The organism is Micromonospora sp. WMMA1363 (genome assembly GCF_030345795.1).
In the GTDB taxonomy this organism is placed as follows: domain Bacteria; phylum Actinomycetota; class Actinomycetes; order Mycobacteriales; family Micromonosporaceae; genus Micromonospora.
The window spans coordinates 779,892-798,197 of the sequence record NZ_JAUALB010000001.1 but is presented as its reverse complement, the minus strand read 5'-3'; the positions used below and the strand labels follow the sequence as shown (position 1 = coordinate 798,197).

Below are 18,306 nucleotides of genomic sequence, written 5' to 3'. Positions count from 1 at the left end.
GTGCCGCCGTCCCGCACCGCCGCACGGTCGCGGCGCGGGACGGCTGGCAGGGGCGGGCAGCGGTGGGCGGTGCGTACGGCTCCGCCCGCGCCCTGCGGGGCCCGTAGACGCCGAACGCATTGGCGCGCCCGCGTGCGTCGGTGAACGTGACGGCGATCGGTGGCAGGAGCGCCGGCGCCAGGACGGCGGCTGCCGCCGAGCGTGTCAGCGACCGGCAGCGAGGCGGTTTCCGAGGGCGGTGTGGCGGCGCCCGGCGCCGACGGTGCGCACGGCGGCGGCGAGGGCGCGGCGGGACCCCACGAGGACGACGAGGTGTTTGGCGCGGGTGACGGCGGTGTAGAGCAGGTTGCGTTGCAACATCATCCAGGCGCTGGTGGTCAGGGGGATGACCACGGCGGGGTATTCGGAGCCTTGCGCGCGGTGGATGGTCATGGCGTAGGCGTGGGCGAGTTCGTCGAGCTCGTCGAAGTCGTAGTCGATGGTCTCGTCCTCGTCGGTGCGGACCGTCAGAGTCTGTTCCTCGGTGGACAGAGCGGTGACGATGCCGAGGGTGCCGTTGAAGACCCCGGCTTGACCCTTGTCGTAGTTGTTGCGGATCTGGGTGACCTTGTCGCCGATGCGGAACACACGCCCGCCCGCCCGCCGCTCCGGCTGGCCCTCGCGGTGCGGGGTGAGCCGCTGCTGCACCATGCCGTTGAGGGCGCCCGCGCCGGCCGGGCCACGGTGCATGGGGGTGAGGACCTGCACGTCCCGGCGCGGGTCGAGCCCGAAGCGCGCGGGGATGCGGGTGCAGGCGACGTCGACGGTGAGCGCCGCGGCGGTCTCGGTGTCGTCGCAGGCGAACAGGAAGAAATCCGGTAGGCCTTGGAGCAGGGGTGGGCGGCCGGCGTTGATGCGGTGGGCGTTGGTGACGACACCGGACTGGGCGGCCTGGCGGAAGATCTGCGTCAGCCGCACCCGCGGGACGGTGGGAGCGGCGAGCAGGTCCCGTAGGACTTCGCCGGCGCCGACGGAGGGCAACTGGTCGACATCGCCGACCAGGAGCAGGTGTGCGCCGGGCGGGACGGCCTTGACGAGTTTGTTGGCGAGGATGAGGTCGAGCATGGATGCCTCGTCGACGACGAGCAGGTCGACGTCGAGGGGGTTGTCCCGGTCGTAGGAGGCGTCCCCGCCGGGGCGCAGCTGGAGCAGCCGGTGCACGGTCGCGGCGGGGTGCCCGGTCAACTCGGCGAGGCGCTTGGCGGCCCGGCCGGTCGGGGCGGCGAGGGTGACCTTGGCTTTCTTGGCGGTGGCGAGTTCGACGATCGACCGTACGGTGAAGCTCTTGCCGCAGCCCGGCCCGCCGGTCAGTACCGCGACCTTCGAGGTCAGGGCGAGGCGGACCGCCTGCTCCTGTTCCGGGGCGAGGTCGTTGCCGGTGCGGGCCTTGAGCCAGGCCAGGGCCTTCCCCCAGGCGACGGCGGCGAAGTGGGGCAGCCGGTCAGCCGGGCCGTTGAGCAGGCGCGTCAGGCAGGTGGCAAGGGACTGCTCCGCGCGGTGGAACGGCACCAGGTACACCGCGCTCACCGGCTGGCCGCCGTCGCGGGGCAGGGACTCACGGACGACACCCTCGTCGGCAACCAGGTCGCCGAGGCAGCGGGTGATGAGGGCGGCGGGCACGTCGAGGATCTTCGTCGCGTCGGCGACCAGCTCGGGTTCGGGTAGGTAGCAGTGGCCGTTGTCGGTGGCCTCGGACAGGGTGTACTGCAGGCCGGCCATGACCCGCTGCGGACTGTCATGCGGGATTCCCACAGATTGGGCGATGGTGTCGGCCGTCTTGAACCCGATGCCCCACACGTCGGCGGCCAGCCGGTACGGCTCCTTGGTGACCACGTCGGTGGACGCGTCGCCGTACTGCTTGTAGATCCGCACCGCCAGGGAGGTCGAGACGCCGACGCCCTGAAGAAAGACCATCACCTCCTTGATGGCCTTCTGTTCCTCCCACGCCGCGGTGATCTTCGCCGTGCGTTTCGGACCCAGCCCCGGCACCTCCACCAGCCGGGCGGGTTCCTCCTCGATGACCCGCAGGGTTTGCAGGCCGAAGTGAGCGACGATCCGCTCGGCGAACACCGGCCCGATGCCTTTCACCAGTCCGGACCCGAGGTAGCGCTGGATGCCCTGGATGGTGGCCGGCAGCACGGTGGTGTAGGAGTCGACCTCGAACTGCCGACCGTAGCGCGGATGCGACGACCACCGCCCGTGCAACCGCAACGTCTCGTGGGGTTGACCCGGTTTGACGGACAGGGTCGGTAAGTTGATCTCACGCTACCTTGCTCGTTGGCCTGCGGGAATAGGCCGTCGCCTCATACTCGGCCGGGCTCATGTAGTCCAGGGTGGAATGGCGGCGGCGGGTGTTGTACCACCCCTCGATCCACTCGAAGATCGCCGCACGGGCGGCGGCCCGGGTCGGCCACGCCCTCCGGTCGAGCAGTTCGGTCTTGATCGTGGCGAAGAACGACTCCGCGACGGCGTTGTCCCAGCACTGACCCCGCCCACCAACCGACAACCGCACCCCGTTGCGGTCGGCCAGCCGGGCGTACTGCGCACTCGTGTACTGGCAACCCCGGTCGCTGTGGAAGATCACCGGCCCGGTCGGGCGTCGGACGGCGATCGCGTTGGACAACGCCTGAGCGGGCAGATCGGTCCGTAGGTGGTCGGCGGTCGCCCAGCCCACAACCCGGCGTGAGGCGATGTCGATGACGGTGGCGAGGTACAGCCAGCCCTCCCACGTGTGGATGTAGGTGATGTCGCCGCACCAGCGGGTGTCGACCCGGCCGGCGGCGACGTCGAAGTCCCGGCGGATCAGGTCCGCCGACAACGCCGCCCCCGGGTCGGGCACGGTCGTGGTGCGCCACCGCTTCGGCGTGCGGCCGCACAACCCGGCGCCCCGCATCAGCCGGGCGACCCGCTTGCCGGAGTGCCGCCGCCCCTGGCCGGCGAGTTCGGCGCGGACCCGGGGTGCGCCGTAGGTGCCGGCCGAGTCGGCGTGGATCTGCGCGATGCGGGCGGCGAGGTCTGCGTCGTCGCGTTCCCGCCGCGACGGCCCGGCACGGTGCTGGTAGTAGGCGGACCGGGAGACCTCCAGCAGCTCACAGGAACGCTTCACGTTCCCGTCGGGCCGCGCCTTCTCCGCCTCGATGAACGGGTACACGTTCACCGGGTCTCCCTCACGAAGAAAGCCGTGGCCCGTTTCAGGATGTCGACGTCCTCGCGGAGCCGGCGGTTCTCCCGCCGCAGCCGCGCCAGCTCGTCGCGCTCGTCGCTGGTCAACCCGTCGCTGCGGGTGCCGGCGTCGATGTCGGCCTGCCTGACCCACTCACGGACCGCGGTCTCGGTCAGGTCGAAGTCCCTCACGACCTGCGCCACCGATCGGTCACCCCGCCGGCACACCTCGACGATCTCCGCCTTGAACTCCGGCGTGAACGCTCTGCGCGGCCGGCGTGGTTTCTTGCCCATGCCTTCCATGATGAACATCCTCCCGAGGAGCACACAGCCCCTCTGAGCTGGGATGTCCGTCAAACCGGGTCAGGCCCACTCGCCCGGCTGCGCGCCCACCAACGCGCCCACCACAGTCAACAGGTCGCTGCCCCGGTCGGTGGCGACCCGGGCGACGGTGTAGCCCGTGTCTTCGTTGACGTAGGTCAGCCGTTCGAGCACCGCTTCCAACGTGGCGAGGGGTGCGCGGGCAGGAGCGTTCACGGTACCCATCGTGCCGCCTGCCGACCGGGCCACCGACACCCACCCGGCCAGCCGCTCGCCTGCCGCACGTACTGGGCACACCCGCCACGAAGTGACGTGGCAGGTGTGCCGAAACACGTGGAACCAGCCGATGGAGAACGAGCAGGGGCGCTTTCCCGATCCGCCGAAAAACCGGATGGCCAGCGGTCGGTTCGATAGCCTGCGCACGTGTGGTCGCGGCGCGGTGTCCTGGACCGGCTTCACCAGCGTGACCCGGACTACCGCCTCACCCGCCGCGCGACACGGCTGACCCTCGTCGGCTGCCTTGCCTTCTACGGATGCCGTTACGGCCTCGGTAACCCGATCATGGCGACGTACGCGTTGCTCGGTGTCGTCGCCACCGGAGTGTTCGCCCCGCTGCCGGGGCGGCCGGCCCAGCGGACACGGACGCTGCTCGCCGCGCTGCCCGTCGTGTGGATGCTGGTGGCCGCCGGCACGGTGCTGGCCGCGAACCCCTGGGCCGCCGCGGCCGGCATGTTCGTGGTCGGGTTCACCGTCGCGTTCGCCGGTGTCGGCGGACCTCGTCTGATCGGCCTGGCCGGCGCGTTTCAGCTCTTCTACATCCTGGCCTGCTTCCCGCCGTACCAGCCCGACACGCTGCCGGCCCGGCTGGCCGGGGTAACGCTCGCCGTCGGGCTGGTCGGCGTCGCCCAGGTGACGCTTTGGCCCGGCCCCGCGCCGGTCACCTTCGCACAGCGCCTGGCCGGTGCCGCGCGAGGCGTCGCCGCGTTCGTCGCCGCGCTTGCGGACGTACTGGCCGGGCAACCGGGCGCCGACGAGGAGGCACGGCGGCGCCACGCCCGAGCGGACGACGCCGTCGAGCAGACACAGATGTGGCGCCTGCCGCCGACCGAGCGGGCGACGTCGGCGAGCCGGCGCGACCGTGCGCTGCGGGACGCGACCACCGGCCTGCACCAGACGGTCCGGATCGCCGAGGCACTCCTGCCGAACGGCGCGGCGACAACAGACGTGGACGCGGCCGCGCTACTCCGGAGCTGCGCGGCGTCCCTCCGCCGCTCCGCCGACGCCCTGTCGGGAACGGAGCCGGCGTCTCCGGACGCGGCCGTGGCACCGTGGGGAACGGAGCCCGCGCCTCCGGATTCCGCCGTGACAACGCGGCGCCGGCGGCCGGACGCGTGGCGGTCGGCTACCGCCAGCCACCTGCGCGTGGATACGATCACCCAGACGCTGGCACAGCATACCGACTTCGTCGCGTCGGCCGTCCGGGTCGCGGGCGGCCGACGCCGGGCGGTGCTCAACAACCACGCCGACCGGCTGGACACGACGCAACCGCCGGCCGGACCGGACGTGTTCTGGTATGTGCGGCGCAGCGTCCCGTCGCTGTACTGGCAACGGCTGCGCACGCACCTCACCCCGCGCTCGGTGTACTTCCAGTGGGCGCTTCGGCTCGCCGTTGCTCTGGCCGCTGCCCGGCTGATCGCCGACACGTTGGACCTGATGCACGGTTTCTGGGTGCTCCTGGCCGTCCTCACCCTCCTGCGGACCTCCGCCGCGGACACCAGCGCCACGTTTGGCCTGGCGCTGACCGGTACGGTCGTCGGCGCCGCCGCCGGAGCCCTGCTCCTGCTGGCCTCCCCCCGGCCGGAGACGTACGCGGTTATTCTGCCACTGACCCTGCTGTTGGCTTTGGGCGTGGGTCCACTGCTCGGGCTGGTCTGGGGGCAGGCGCTGCTCACACTGCTGCTGATCGCCGTCTTCGCTCAGCTCACCCCGACCGACTGGCAACTGGCCGGTGTCCGCCTGCTGGACGTCCTGATCGGCGCGGCCGTCGGCGTCGTCTCCGGCATCCTCATGTGGCCGCGGGGCGGTGGCGGTGAACTCTGCCGCCGCATGGCCGCCTACCTCGACGCCGGAGCCCACGCGATCGAGGAGACCGTCACGACACTGGCGGGACGAAACGGTGGCCGACATGCGGTCGAGGCGGCGCACCGGGCGCAGGCCCTGACCGACGCGTCGTTCTGCCAGTACCACTCCGAGCGCCACGATCCGCGACTGGCCGAGGTGAACTGGGAGGCGATCCTGGCCGCCGGGCATCGGATCGTGCGCGGCGCGGAGGAGTTCCTCGCCGGTGACCGGGCCAGAACACTGACACCGTGGTGGCCCGAGCCCACGGCCCGGCTCGTGCGCCGGGCCGAGCGGCTGCGCTCCGCCTACACCGATGTTGCCAGCCACCTGCCGCAGGGCCGATTCCGGCCCGTAGCGCCCGACTCGACAGCCACGACGGGTGTCGTCGAGCAGGTCCACCAGATCATCCAGGGCGGCGAACGCCGGGCCGACGTCCTGTGCCTGGTCGCGGTCGACTTCTGGCTCGCCGACCTCGCCCGATGCCTCACCCGGGTCCCCGCACCGGCCCGGCGGGCCGTCCGCACCACCGATGATCCACCATCGCCAGGTCCGTGACCAGCGCCGACGAAGTCGCCCACTGAACGGTCTCCAGGTCGTGTCGCTGGCACCCAGAGGAGCCGTCGGCACGGTTCACGACCGGCATGCGGGGCCGACCGCCACGGCACGGACATCGGCGCAGCCGGTCACGAACTCGTGGCGAGTAGCGTCCGGGCGGCGGAAACAAGGGCCACCACACCAGTCGGCAGGGCCAGCTCGACGCTCGGAGCGAAGGCCGGGCTGTGGTTCGTCGGAAGGCCACCGAGCTTCTCGGCCGCGTTGGCGCCGGGCACCGCCCGCCACTGGCGCGGCCCCACGGTGCCGAGCATCCAGTAGCTGCTGGGTACTCCCCCGGCGGTCAACAGCGGAAAGTCCTCGGACGCCAGGGAGGGCGGCCACCAACCGACCCGCTCTGGCCCGAACACCCGCTCGTGGGCGGCCCGCACCCGCGCGGTCGCGGCCCGGTCCCCCAGATAGACGGGGGTACGCGAGACGACCCGTACCGTGGGTTCACGCGGGCTGCCGGCGGCCTCGCAGGCGGCCCGGACGGTGCGGGTCACCCTGTCCAGCACGCGATCCAGCGTCGGCTCGTGCAGCGCCCGGATCGTCACCCCGAGGCTGGCCTGCTCGGCGATCACGCCTGGATGGTGGCCGGCGCGCAGCGTACCGACGGTGAGCGCCACCTGATCGGCCGGGCTGACCTGCCGGGCCACCACGGCCTGCAACTGCACGACGATGGTCGCGGCGAGCACCACGGGGTCCACGCAGAGGTGCGGAGTGGCGGCGTGCCCACCACGTCCGGGCACGGTGACGTCCAGCGTGACGCAGCCAGCCGTCATCGGGCCGGTGCCGTGGGCGACCATTCCGGCCGGTAGCGGCGCGGCGTGCTGGGCAAGGAGCAGGTCGGGGCGGCCGAAGCGCTCGTAGAGGCCGTCGTCGAGCAGCGCCGCCGCACCCCGTAGGGTCTCCTCGGCCGGCTGGCCCAGGATCAGCAGCGTTCCCCGCCAGTCGTCCCGGTCCCGGGCCAGGTGGGCGGCGGCGCCGACCGCCGCGGCCAGGTGCAGGTCATGCCCGCAGGCGTGCATGACGGGCACGGTCCGGCCGTCGGCGGCCACGCCGGTAGCGGTGCTGGCATACGGCAGGCCGGTCTCCTCGGCGACCGGAAGCGCGTCCAGCTCTGCCCGGATCAGGACACTCGGGCCGGCCCCGTTGCGGAGGACGCCGACCACTCCGTGCCCGCCGACCCCGGTCGTGACCTGGCACCCGATCCCCCGCAGCGCGGCCGCGAAGCGGGCCGCGGTGCGCTCCTCCGCCCCGGAGAGCTCCGGATGTGCGTGCAGGTCACGGTAGAGCCGGGCCGCGGCGGCGACGATCTCCCGATCGACTGTCGGATCAGCGGGGCGGGTGGCGGTCTGCGCTGCGGGTGGTGCCATGACACCAGCCAAGCGCAGGCCGCTGTCACCCCACTGACATCGGATGACAGCGGTTTGCGATGGTGGCTGTGGGCGATCGGTGAGCGCGCTGGGGTGTGCTTGCGGTGGGCCGGACAAGCCGGCCGGACACCAACCGTGAGGAGCCACCATGGCGCCCGAGACCGACCTCAACGCCCTCGCCGAGGAGATCCTGGAACTGGAGTCGGAGACCTTCGCGATCTCCGACTACGCCGACGCGTCCGAGGCGATCCTCGCCTCGTGCTCCTCGTCGGCTACCACCTCGACGTGCAGCAGCACCACCTCCACCACCAGCTGCTCGGCCTGACCGCCGGCGGCACGACGTCGGGCCGCCCGGTCGCGGCCCGACGTCTCCGTGTGCCCGGCGCGGCGCGACGTCCCGGCGCGGACACGTCCGCGCGGGGCGACCGGGCACGATCCTGATCCGTGCGACGTGCCCGTCGCCGGGAACCTCGCGACACTGTGGCTCCCCGTCCCACTCGTGGAACCGGCCTACGGGAAGGGGTGCGGTACGAGGCGGAGATCGGCGTCGGTGAGGTCGGCGTCGGCGAGGCCCGCCACCGCGGGCGCGGTCCGCAGCCGCGGCAGGTACGGCGCCCGCTGCCGGATCCAGCCGAAGTCGATCGGAAGCAGGCCGGGCACGATCATGCAGACCGAGTGGAGACCGACCGCTTCCTGTTCCGGTGAGGTCTGATCCACCATGATTGCCTCGAACCCCCGCGCACCCAGCAGATCGAGCACCCGGTGCAGGTCGTCGCGCAGGTCCCGGGTGCCCGGGGGGCGGTAGCCGGCGAACACCTGGCCGGCGGGCAGCGGATCACCACTGTTGAGGTAGCTGTCGGCGTGCACGGCCATGCGGGGCAGGCCGAAGAGCGCTGAGTGGTCCGGCAGCCGTCGGACCAGAGTGTAGTCGTCGGCCATCCGCTCCAGCTCGGCCCGCCGCCGACGCACCGTGGCGGGTTGGTGCGGAATGTAGGTGAGCGCCTCGGCGAGCGCACCGGTGACCGCCTGCGACGGGTCGATGTGCGCTGCCGCAGCGAACGACAGCAGGCCGGGACCACCATCGTGACGGACGGCGAGGCTGGTGACCACAGGGACGTCGAGGTCGATCCGGTTGTCGAAGGCGTAGAGGCGGTAGCCCTGCAACTCGGCGTGATCGACCAACGCACGTACCACCGACGGACAGGTGTCGAGGTCAATCCGGGGCAGTGTCAGGTTGCCGTACCAGGCGAGCAGAAACGCGTCGCGCTCGATCAACTCCAACATCCCGAACAGGGCCGCCTCCTCCAGGCAGCTACCGGTGGCGCAGCCGCTGGAGGAGGCCAGCACGAAGGTGTCGCCGGCGGCCGGCGAACTGTAGAAGCACAGCCGACGGGGCACCAGCACGGGCGTGTCGGTGTGCAGGTTCCGCCCCCACACCCAGGGGATCGGCCGCTGCGGGTCGAACCGGCGCAGGATCGGGTCGGCCTCGTACACCGCGTCGGGGTAGGCGCCGCAGCGATCCGGGTGCAGGGCCTGCGCACCGAGGTCGGCGTACGCGGCGACGACCGGGCTGACGTTGCGCCGCCGGTGGGTCCCCGCGTAGCGCTCCAGCCCTTCGAGGTACGCCAACGAACGACTGGCGTCGTAGCCGCTGGACTGGCCGCTCCACGAGACGTCGAGCAGCCCGCCGTAGCCGCGGATGAAGACGCTGCCGGTCACCGGCGCGGTTGTCGGTGATGTGATGGTGAGCTGGGTGCCCACGCCAAGCATGCCGCAGACCGGGTTGACCAGCGCGGTTCGCGGCAGCGGATAGCCGTCCGGTGCGCGCAGCCGGTACCCGTCGGGGCGCGGCTTGGGCCGGGACTGTTGCGCGAGCACCGGACCGTCGGGGGCATCGGGTCGTGGAACGGAGCAACTGGGGCAGCGCGGCTCGGCCAGCAGCGGGTAGCTGCGTACCCGCAGGCTACCGAGGTCGAGCTGGCTGACCCGGGGCAGCTGGGTGCTGTGCCGGTCCCAGCTCGGCGGCGGTGGCAGTGGTGGGCCGGCGTGGACGGCGCGGTAGAGATCCCAGACGGCGTCGAGCTGGTAGGCGGTCAGCTGCGGCCACGGACCGACCGCGGTCGTCCGGTCGCCGACCTCCAGGGCGTCGCGTTGGCTACGGGTACGTAGTCGCTGCCACCGGATGGCCAGGCAGTGCCCGCAGGCCCGGCCCGCCGCGCCGCCGGACGGACCGATCAGCACGGTGGCGGCGTCGAGGTGCACGGCCGCGTCGCGACGGTCGGGATCGGCCGCGGCGGGCGCTGCGAGTGCGTCGGCGTCGCCCAGCGTCACCACCCGCGGTTCACCGCCCACCGGCTGCGCCGTCCACCGGCGACGCAGGTGCCCTCGCAGCCGGGCCGCGGCGGCGGAGAGCGGGGTAGGGCGCGCTGCCGCCGCCGCGGTGCGGGTCATGAGTCGTTGCTCCAGCGGAAGGTGCGCACCCCGACGACCACGAACACCGCGGTGAAAGCGACCAGCGCGGCGCAGGAAAGCAGGTAGCCATTCATGGTGCCGAAGCCGGTGAAGGCGTACGTGATGCCGTCGTTGACGTACCGCAGCGGCAACGCCCGGGAGACCTCCTGTAGCCAGCCCGGCATCAGTTCGAGGGGATAGAACGAGCCGGAGAGAAAGGCCATCGGCACCACGACACAGTTGGCGATTGCGGCAACCCCCTCCGGGGTGTTGGCCGCGGAGCCGACGATCAGGCCGAAGGCGAGGAACGACGTCACCGCGAGCAGCATGATCGGGATCGAGAGCGGCCACGTCGGATCCGGGCGCATGCCGAAGACCGGCAGCATGGCGACGCCGACGAAGAGCAGGCTCTGCGCCACTCCGATGCCCAACGCGACCACGTAACGGGCGCCGATCACCGACCAGATGCTGGTCGGTGAGAGCCGGATGATGCGCAGCAGGTCGTCGTTGCGCCACTGCATGAGGGTGAACGCCACTCCGAAGAGAGCGGCGTTGGCCAGCCCCCACGAGAGCACGCCCGGGGCGATGTAGTCGACGTATCCGCGGCCGGTATCGGCGACCTCCTGGTTTCGGAAGATCAGCCCGAAGATGACCAGGAAGATCAGCGGAAAGGCGAAGGTGAAGAAGAGTGTCGTGGCGTCCCGGACTGTCGCCTTGTAGACGGCTCGGGAGAGTGCGACGTATGCGCTCATGCCTGCGGGGCTCCGATCAGCTCGAGGTAGACGTCTTCCAAGGTGGCCGGTCGGGTCTCCACGTCGTCCAGGTTGGCCTCGCCACCGAGGGCGGCGAGCACCCGGGCGGTGTGCGCGGTACGCAGCACGAGCATCCCGTCCTCGACGTCGACGCCGTCGACGCCGTCGAGGTTGCCGGCCCGCTCCGGGCTGAGCCGGCCAGCGGGGATGACCAGTCGGGTGCCGATGCTCGAGCGGGCAATCAGCTCGCGGGGGCTGTCGAGCGCGAGGATGCGCCCGGCGGAGAGGATCGCGACCCGGTCGCAGAGTGTCTGCGCCTCGTCGAGGTGATGGGTGGTGTAGACGATGGTCTTGCCGATCGTCTTGAGGTTGCGCAGCATCTGGCCGAGGTCGCGGCGGGCCTCCGGGTCCAGCGCGGCGGTGGGTTCGTCCAGGAAGACCACCTCAGGGTCGTGGACGAGCGTCGAGGCGATGGCGAGGCGCTGGCGCTGACCGCCGGAGATCTTGGTGACCCGGACGTCACCCGAGCCAGTCAACCCGACCAGCTCCAGCGCCCGCTCGGCGGCGGCCGGGGGGAGGCCGTAGAGGGCAGCGACCGTCACCAGGTGTTCGCGGGCGGTCAGTCGGGTGAAGAATGCCGATCGCTGGGTCTGCACGCCGATCAGCGGCAGCAGGTCGAGGTCGCGCGGGGCCGGCGACATGCCCAGCACGGTGATGCTGCCAGTGTCGGGGGTACGCAGTCCTTCGACCATTTCGATGAGTGTGGTCTTGCCCGCGCCGTTGGGGCCGAGCAGACCGAAGAACTCGCCGCGGCCGATCGAGAGGGAGATCCCATCGACCGCCCTCACCTCGCCATACGACTTGCTCACGGCGTCCAGCACGATTGCTGGACCGTCGGTGGGTGACATCGGCTCGCCTTTCACTGGTTGTCCTCACTGGTGGGTTGCGACAGGGCCCGGCCCGCCGGACGCCGCCGACGTGGCCGGGCCAGCCAGCCGGCGAACGTCAGGCCGACGGCAGCGGCCGGCAGTACATAGGCGAGCGCGCCGAGAGCAGGCCGGAGCAGGGCGCCCACGGAAAAGATCACGACGCCGGCGGCGGCAGCGATCGCGAGCAGCCACCAGGTGGCGAAGAGTCCGAGACAGACCGCGGTCCGTCGCGGGTAGCGCTGGCCGGGCCGGCGCAGCAGCCGCCGGGGGACGGTCGTCAGGTAGCGGCGGCTCTCCGGGGCCAGGTCCAGCAGGTCCAGCAGGTGACTGACGATCTTGTAGCCGTCCAGTGGCGGCAGGGGGATGATGTTGACCAGCGTCTGGACGACGCTGACCAGCACGACCGCGCTGAGGAGTTGGTTGACGAAGGCACCCGGCAGCGCAATGAGCGCAGCGCCGGCGAGCAACAGGACCAGCCCGTTGACCACCGCGCCGGCCGCCGCGATCATCACCTGCTGGGACCGACGCGGAAGGTAGAGATAGTCCTCGATTCTGCAGGTGAGTGTGACCAGGTTGATCCGGTTGACGGTGGCACCGAAGTGGACGGCCACCAACGCGTGACCGAACTCGTGCAGCGCCGCGCTGATCCAGGCGAGCAACGCCAGTGCCACCAGACTGACCGGGTCGGTGAAGGCCGGGCGGGCAGTCTGCCAGAGCGGGCCGAGCCGCAGCCCAACCACCGCGAGCACGGCGGCGACGAGCACCGCGAGCAGCGCGAAGACCGCCGGGCGCAGCAGCCACCGCAGCCGGTGCGCCCACCATCCCAGCGCGCCGGACGGTCCCCGGCCGGTTGCCGCACGCTCGCCGCCGCCGGACGCGGTAGCCGGACCCGCAGAGTGCGCCGACAGCAGGTCACGCTCGTGCAGCAGCCACAGTAGACGGGTCCAGTGCGCGTCGCCGAGGCGGCGACCATACTCTTCGGCGTACTCGGCGCCGACCTCTCCGAGGGACCGGACGCCGTCGAGGCGTCGCAGCAGAAACTGCTCCTTCGGAGCGATCTCGAACGCCCGGCCGCTGCGCCGATCCTTGAGCAGGTAGACCGTGTCGGGGCCACGCCGCAACGGCCGCGAGAAGATCAGATCTTCGCGCAGCCGGGGACGTTTGGCCAGCAGGCCCGAATGTGTCACGCCGACACCGCCGACTCACGTAGCACCCGGGCGAGCAGATAGGAAAGATACGCCTCGTCGCGGATGGTGGCCTGCAGCCGGTTGTTGGTCATGTGTAGGTACGGCGAGAGCAGCGACGCGAGCGCCTCCCCGGGGTCGGTGATGACCCGGTCGCCGCCGCTCCACGCGCTGACGACCAGCTCACCGGAGGCGGCCAGCGCGGTCACCTTCCTCCGGAGCTGGACGGCGTGCTCGGCCCAGCCGCGCAGGAACCCGGGGAGGCGCTGGGTCTCACCGCGCGCGACGAGGGTGAGGATCCGCCGCACCCGACGGCCCAACTCCCCGGCGACGCTGTCGTACATCCGGGTGTACTCGTCGACTCCGATGAGGTTGGTGCCGGCGAAGGCCCGATGCCAGTAGTGGTGGTACCGGTCGAGAAAGTCCACCAGGTCCTCCCGGTCGGCCAGGAAAGTGCCGGCGAGCACCGTCATCAGCTGCGCGGCGGTGCCCAGCACCACCGGTCGCAGGTGCAGGTTCATCGACGAGGTGGCCCGCAGCACCGTGTCGCTGGAGTGTTGGAAGTGCCACTCGGCGACCTCGATGCCCGCCGGCCCGCCGTACTTGCCGTACTCCGGCTCGTAGGGCCGGTAGCTGTAGGAGTTGTTGGGTCTCAGCAGCATCTGTCCGTTCGCGTCGACCAGTTCCGCCGGCCGACCGTCGGGGAACTCCAGCGCGAAGAGGATGTCGTAGAGTTCACGCAGGTAGCCGGTGCCCATCGCGTACAACGCGGGGCGGGTGGCGAGGAATCGGCTGACCGCCGCCTCGGCGCCCGCCCGCACCGCCGGCTCGTCGGCCGGAGTACGCGGCCGCAGCCGCAGCCGCACGTGCGGCCCCTCCAACCAGTAGTTGATGAAGAAGTGGCCGGCGAGCAGGTTCTGCGCGGTCAGCTCCCGGATGAGCGGTGCCACGCACTCGACCAGCAGCGGCTGCGGGTTTGCCGCGTAGAAGACGTGCAGCGCGAGCCATTGTCCTCGCCGGTCGGCGGTGTGCCCGGCGGCGGTGGGCGCGGCGGCAGACGAGGTCATCAGGTGTCCCTCTCCTCGGTGCGGAAGGTCTCCACAGCCAGCTCACTGACGTGCCCGCCGCGCTCACCGTGAGCGGCCAGCTCGTCGGCGGCGGGCAGCAGCTCGCGCAGGACGACCTGGTCGTCCGGCCCGTTCGGGGCAGCCCGCAGCGCCTGCAACGACAGCGGACTGCCGAAGTCGACGTACTGCGGTTTCGGGTTGCTCACCAGCCGGCCCGGGTCGGCCGGGTAGACGGTGGCGAAGACCTGCTCGGGCACGCCGTGCCGGGCCCGCCACCGACGCCAGTCGAGGAACGCCGCCGGGCTGGCGCCGGGGTCGCCCGTGTCGGGCAGCTCGCCTACCCGTACCGACCAGCTGCGGCGGCTGAGCACAACGTTGCCCGCACGCAGCCGCGGCCGGGTGGTGACACCGTCGGCGGTGGCCACGGCGGGCACCCCGCGCCACACGTCGAGGCGCACCATCGACGCTGGCGACAGCAACAGCAAAGTACGCGGAATCTGCGGCAGCGCCATCGGCACCAGGTAGCCCAGGTAGACGGCGACGACCTCCTTGTCGAGGCGGGTCGACCGGAGCACGATCCGGTCGGTTTCCGGCTCGTGCGCCAGATAGAGGTCGTCGAGGGTGAGCTGCCGATCCACCGGGACACTGCTGGTCTCGCCGGGACAGACGACGACGTAGTCGGTGAGCCGGGCATGCAGGTTCAGGTTGGTGGTGGCCGCGCCGCCGGTCAGCTCGGCGAAGACCACGCCCGGCGGGGTGATCTCGGCCGCCTGGGCGCGCAGCCGTTCGGCGAGGGTCGGGGTGTCGGCATCGAAGCAGTGGGTGAACCGGCTGAACGGGAAGGAGAGCCCACCGAAGGACTGGTTGAGCACCAGCAGCGGATCGGGTTCGCGCAGCGCCAGTTGGACGAAGTGCCCCTGCGGGTGGACACCGCGGGTGGTGTCGCCGAGCAACGCCCCCACCTCGTCGAGCAGCTCGGCCGGCAGCGACAGCTCGGTGCGCTGTGGATCGGCGTCGGCGAGCGCGGCCAGCCGCCTGGCGAAGAGCTGCCGGGCCTGGTCGAGCGCGGTCATCTCGGGCCGGCCCAGCCAGTTCTCCTCCGGGATGTAGCTGCCGTCCTCGGCGAACGGGCGGCGCCCCGCGGTGTAGGAGGAGTACTGGTCGTAGAGGTCGTCGTGGAAGTCCTCGACAAGCCGCAACAGGTCGTCGCAGCGACCGCCGACGCCGAACCGAGCCAGGAAGAACCCGTGGAACATGATCCGGTGCGGCAGGTTCTGGTCGAAGGCGGGCAGCACCCGCTCCACGGCGGCGAGGTCCGCACCGACCAGTCGCTGCCAGAGCCCGGCAGCAATGGCGACGGGTTCGCCGGCGACCCGGCTGTCCTCGTACAGCAGCGTCTGCGGCAGGGTCGGATCTTCCTCGCCCAGTGACCGCATTGTCGCGTGCAGCGCTGCCCGCAGCCGATGCAGCAGCTCACGGCGCTGCCTGAGGTCACCCTGCCGGTAGGCGTCGACCAGCTCGGTGATCTCGTGGAGCCGGCCGGCGAGCCGCTCGGCCCACGGCCGGTCGAGCTGCCCGAGGGTATCGGCAAGCACCCGGATCGGGTCCGCGACGTGCACGTCGGTGTCGAGGCCGACCAGTCGGAGCATGCCCAGCCGCAGCAGCGTCGACAGATACGCCTCGCCGTCGGGTCGGTCGGCCCCGGTATCCGCACAGAGCCGGTCCACCAGGTCGGCGCAGCGAATCGTGCCGCGGTCCTGGAGCAGGGCGGTGAGCTCGTCCAACACGCCGCTGCGGCGCAGGAAGAAGAGCCCGTCGCGGACCGAGTCGAAGCTGACCGCGGCGCTGTCGTCGCCGACCGTGACCCAGTGTCGCACGTAGCGGATCCGGTCGGCGTCACGGCGCCACCCCGGGCTCAGCGCCACCGCCAGGTCGCCGCGCCGCTGCGGGTCGGAGCTGATCAGGTCGGCGAGCCGGGTGACCAGGACGACGTTGAGCCGGACGTGCCGCTGCCACTGCTCGCCGACGGTGATCCGCAGCCCCGACCCGGTGTCGGCGACCCGGCCGAGGGCGACCGCGGTGAAGGTGCTGAACGGGCTGGTCTTGCACGCGGTGCGGTACAGGTAGGACAGCAGCGAGCGCTCGACGCGACGGGTCCGCTTGTTTGCGGGCCGGGTCAGCTCCGGCGGGATCCCGGCGTCGAGCTGCTCGTCGAGGGTCGGTGAGGCGAGCTGGAGCCCGCCGCGTAGGCGCGGTTCGTCGGCCAGCCGCCACAGCTGCGCGCGGGCCCGGGTGACGTCGGCGGCGAAGATCGCATTCCCCTCGTCGTGCCGCCGCGCGAGCCGCGCCCGTCGCTCCAGCCAGCGCCGCACGGTGGGTAGCGCCTCCGGTCGGGTCTGTTCGACCGCGGCGAGCGCCGGCTCGGGCGCGGCCGGCAGGACGTTGTTGAAGATCTGTCGGCGCAGCGTCAACAGTCGCCGCCGGGCCGACTCGTCCTCGTTGTCGTTGACCAGCTCGTAGAGGAGCTGGCTGAGCTGCGCACCGTCGGCCGCGAGCCGGTGCTCCAGGGCGAGCACGTCGTCGGCCCAGGCGCACGCCGTGGGGCAGCGCAACGGGCTCACCGTCGACAGGGGCAGGCCGGCGATCCGGGCGGTGAAGTAGGCGCCGGTGCGCCAGCCGGCGGGGGCCGCGCCCGGCAGCGGACTCTGCGACAGCACGGACGAGGTCACCGCAGCTCGTAACGGTAGTCGCCGAGCTGCCCGCGTTCCTCGCCGGCGAGCATGATGAGCAGCGGGAACTCGCCGCTCTCGAGGAGCCCCAGTTCCTCGACGTACGATACGCCGTCGAAGCCCAGCGCGACCCCCGCGCCGAGACGTAGCGCGGCGGCGACGGTGTAGAAGGTCTGGGCGATCGCACCGGCGGTGGCGTTGACGAGGTTGTAACCCCGGTCGCCGGTGGCGTCCAGCACCGCGTGCGTACGCACCGTCGACACCAGCACGACCGCGGCCTGCTCCAGGTTGTAGTTGGCCAGCGTGTAGTTGCGTTGTAGGAACGCCCCCGGTGGGTCACCGGTGACGGCGACCAGGCTGTGCTCCTGCGGGTCGTACGCGTACCCCCCGGCGGGCACACCCGCCACCGCGTTGACGAAGGCATAGATCCGAGCCAGCGGGCCGTCGACGGGGCCGTCGATCTCGGACGGCACCGTGCTGGCCGTGGTGGCCCGCAGCAGCGCCGCGAGCTGCTCCGCCGCCATCGGCCGGCGGTGCAGGAACCGGCCGAAGCTACTGCGGCGGGCGGTGAGGGCCGCCTCGACGGACAGCGTCAGCGGCGCGGCGGCGGGCAGTGGCACGCGGGTACCACCCCGCGACGCCGGGTGGGCGGCGGCGGGTGCCAGCGCCCCGGTGGCGGGCCGGTCGACCGCCGCGGCGGTACTGCGGTTGATCCGTTGCAGGGTGTCGAAGCTGAGCAGCGTCCGGGACCGTTCCTGGTCGCGGTGCCGCACCCGGACCATCGCCGGCTCCTCCCGACGGGCGGGGGCGGGCGCGGCCCAGGTCAGGGGTACGGCGGCGAAGAGCGCCTCGTCGTCGGAGGCGAGCCCGAGCAGATCGCCGACGGCGGCCTGATCGAACCAGAGCACCGGCCGGATCCGCCGGCCCTGGGCACCGGCCCAGAGGCGCCAGGTCTGCAGCAGCGTACCCACGTCCATCGATACCACGTGGTACGAGAAGTTGTTGTACTTGAAGGCGTTCTGCCAGTACTTCACCCCGATGACCAGGAACTGGCTGGCGGGTCGGGGCGGGTCGACCGCCGCGTTCACCTGAGCACTGACGTCACCGCTGAGCAGCCGCTGCATCGCGTGCCGGGCGTGCGCGTAGTAGTAGACACCCGGGGTGACCCCGGCGCCGGGTCCGGCGACCCAGTAGACGCTGCAGGGGTACAGCCCGCCGCCGGAAGCGGTGCCGCGGTGCCAGTTGGCGTACGCGTACGACGGCAGCACCGGCAGGTCGGAGTTGGCCTGGATGCCGAGCCGCCGCCCGAGCAGCCCGTACGAATGATGCAGCAGACCGGCCAGCAGCGGCAGCGTGAACGGCTCGTCGGCGTCGCCCGGGCCACGCAGCGCGGTGTCCAGGTCGACGCCGGCGCTCGGCGGGGCGGGCAGCCCGAAAGCGCTCGCCTGCGGGTAGTACTTGCCGCGGCGGGGCGCGTCGTCCCAGTTGGGCGTGAAGTCGACCGGAGGCATCGGCTCGCGGCTGCGGCACAGGATCGCGGTCGCGTAGGCGTGGGCGAGGCCGGGATTGGCAGGCGTCATG

General features: G+C 71.8%; 12 protein-coding genes and 2 pseudogenes. 2 read left to right on the top strand and 12 right to left on the bottom strand.

What is annotated here, in order from left to right:
- Window positions 1–204: 204 nt before the first annotated feature.
- From recD2 to QTQ03_RS03640, 4 genes and pseudogenes are all read right to left on the bottom strand, one after another.
- Window positions 205–2,265, bottom strand: a pseudogene (gene recD2, locus QTQ03_RS03655) (SF1B family DNA helicase RecD2); the annotation flags it as partial.
- 34 nt (window positions 2,266–2,299) lie between these two features.
- Window positions 2,300–3,196 carry an IS3 family transposase gene (locus QTQ03_RS03650; RefSeq protein WP_289276716.1) on the bottom strand — a complete coding sequence of 299 codons (897 nt, stop codon included), beginning with the start codon at window positions 3,194–3,196 and terminating at the stop codon, window positions 2,300–2,302.
- Window positions 3,193–3,513 carry a transposase gene (locus QTQ03_RS03645; protein WP_502889683.1) on the bottom strand — a complete coding sequence of 107 codons (321 nt, stop codon included), beginning with the start codon at window positions 3,511–3,513 and terminating at the stop codon, window positions 3,193–3,195. Before QTQ03_RS03645 ends, QTQ03_RS03650 begins: the two co-directional genes overlap by 4 nt.
- A gap of 60 nt (window positions 3,514–3,573) precedes the next feature.
- A pseudogene (locus QTQ03_RS03640) lies at window positions 3,574–3,747 on the bottom strand (YrrC family ATP-dependent DNA helicase); the annotation flags it as partial.
- A gap of 198 nt (window positions 3,748–3,945) precedes the next feature.
- On the opposite strand from QTQ03_RS03640, the gene QTQ03_RS03635 reads away from it, so the two are divergent.
- Complete coding sequence (locus QTQ03_RS03635) at window positions 3,946–6,198, top strand: FUSC family protein (protein WP_289276714.1); 2,253 nt, start codon at window positions 3,946–3,948, stop codon at window positions 6,196–6,198.
- A gap of 128 nt (window positions 6,199–6,326) precedes the next feature.
- Here QTQ03_RS03635 and QTQ03_RS03630 read toward each other — a convergent pair whose 3' ends face one another.
- Window positions 6,327–7,613, bottom strand: a complete 1,287-nt coding sequence (locus QTQ03_RS03630; RefSeq protein ID WP_289276713.1) for an amidohydrolase — start codon at window positions 7,611–7,613, stop codon at window positions 6,327–6,329.
- A 148-nt stretch (window positions 7,614–7,761) separates the two neighbouring features.
- On the opposite strand from QTQ03_RS03630, the gene QTQ03_RS03625 reads away from it, so the two are divergent.
- Window positions 7,762–7,938, top strand: a complete 177-nt coding sequence (locus QTQ03_RS03625; RefSeq protein ID WP_012182712.1) for a thiazolylpeptide-type bacteriocin — start codon at window positions 7,762–7,764, stop codon at window positions 7,936–7,938.
- Between the two features lie 185 nt (window positions 7,939–8,123).
- Here QTQ03_RS03625 and QTQ03_RS03620 read toward each other — a convergent pair whose 3' ends face one another.
- From QTQ03_RS03620 to QTQ03_RS03590, 7 genes are read right to left on the bottom strand one after another with little or no spacing between them, the layout of a single operon-like run.
- On the bottom strand, window positions 8,124–10,064 hold the full coding sequence (locus tag QTQ03_RS03620) for a TOMM precursor leader peptide-binding protein (protein ID WP_289276712.1): 1,941 nt from the start codon (window positions 10,062–10,064) through the stop codon (window positions 8,124–8,126).
- Window positions 10,061–10,816, bottom strand: coding sequence for an ABC transporter permease (locus tag QTQ03_RS03615; protein WP_289276711.1), 756 nt, complete (start codon window positions 10,814–10,816; stop codon window positions 10,061–10,063). Before QTQ03_RS03615 ends, QTQ03_RS03620 begins: the two co-directional genes overlap by 4 nt.
- Window positions 10,813–11,739, bottom strand: a complete 927-nt coding sequence (locus QTQ03_RS03610) for an ABC transporter ATP-binding protein (protein WP_289276710.1) — start codon at window positions 11,737–11,739, stop codon at window positions 10,813–10,815. Before QTQ03_RS03610 ends, QTQ03_RS03615 begins: the two co-directional genes overlap by 4 nt.
- Window positions 11,736–12,932: a zinc metalloprotease gene (locus QTQ03_RS03605; RefSeq protein ID WP_289276709.1), complete on the bottom strand. Its 1,197-nt coding sequence runs from the start codon at window positions 12,930–12,932 to the stop codon at window positions 11,736–11,738. Before QTQ03_RS03605 ends, QTQ03_RS03610 begins: the two co-directional genes overlap by 4 nt.
- A complete protein-coding gene (locus QTQ03_RS03600) occupies window positions 12,929–13,996 on the bottom strand; it encodes a lantibiotic dehydratase C-terminal domain-containing protein (protein WP_289276708.1) in 1,068 nt (355 codons plus the stop codon). The genes QTQ03_RS03605 and QTQ03_RS03600 overlap by 4 nt, the downstream gene beginning before the upstream one ends.
- Window positions 13,996–16,725 (bottom strand): lantibiotic dehydratase, encoded by a 2,730-nt coding sequence (locus QTQ03_RS03595; RefSeq protein ID WP_502889686.1) that lies wholly within the window; start codon window positions 16,723–16,725, stop codon window positions 13,996–13,998. Before QTQ03_RS03595 ends, QTQ03_RS03600 begins: the two co-directional genes overlap by 1 nt.
- Window positions 16,722–18,305, bottom strand: a complete 1,584-nt coding sequence (locus tag QTQ03_RS03590) for a nitroreductase family protein (RefSeq protein ID WP_289276707.1) — start codon at window positions 18,303–18,305, stop codon at window positions 16,722–16,724. Before QTQ03_RS03590 ends, QTQ03_RS03595 begins: the two co-directional genes overlap by 4 nt.
- Window position 18,306: the final 1 nt, after the last annotated feature.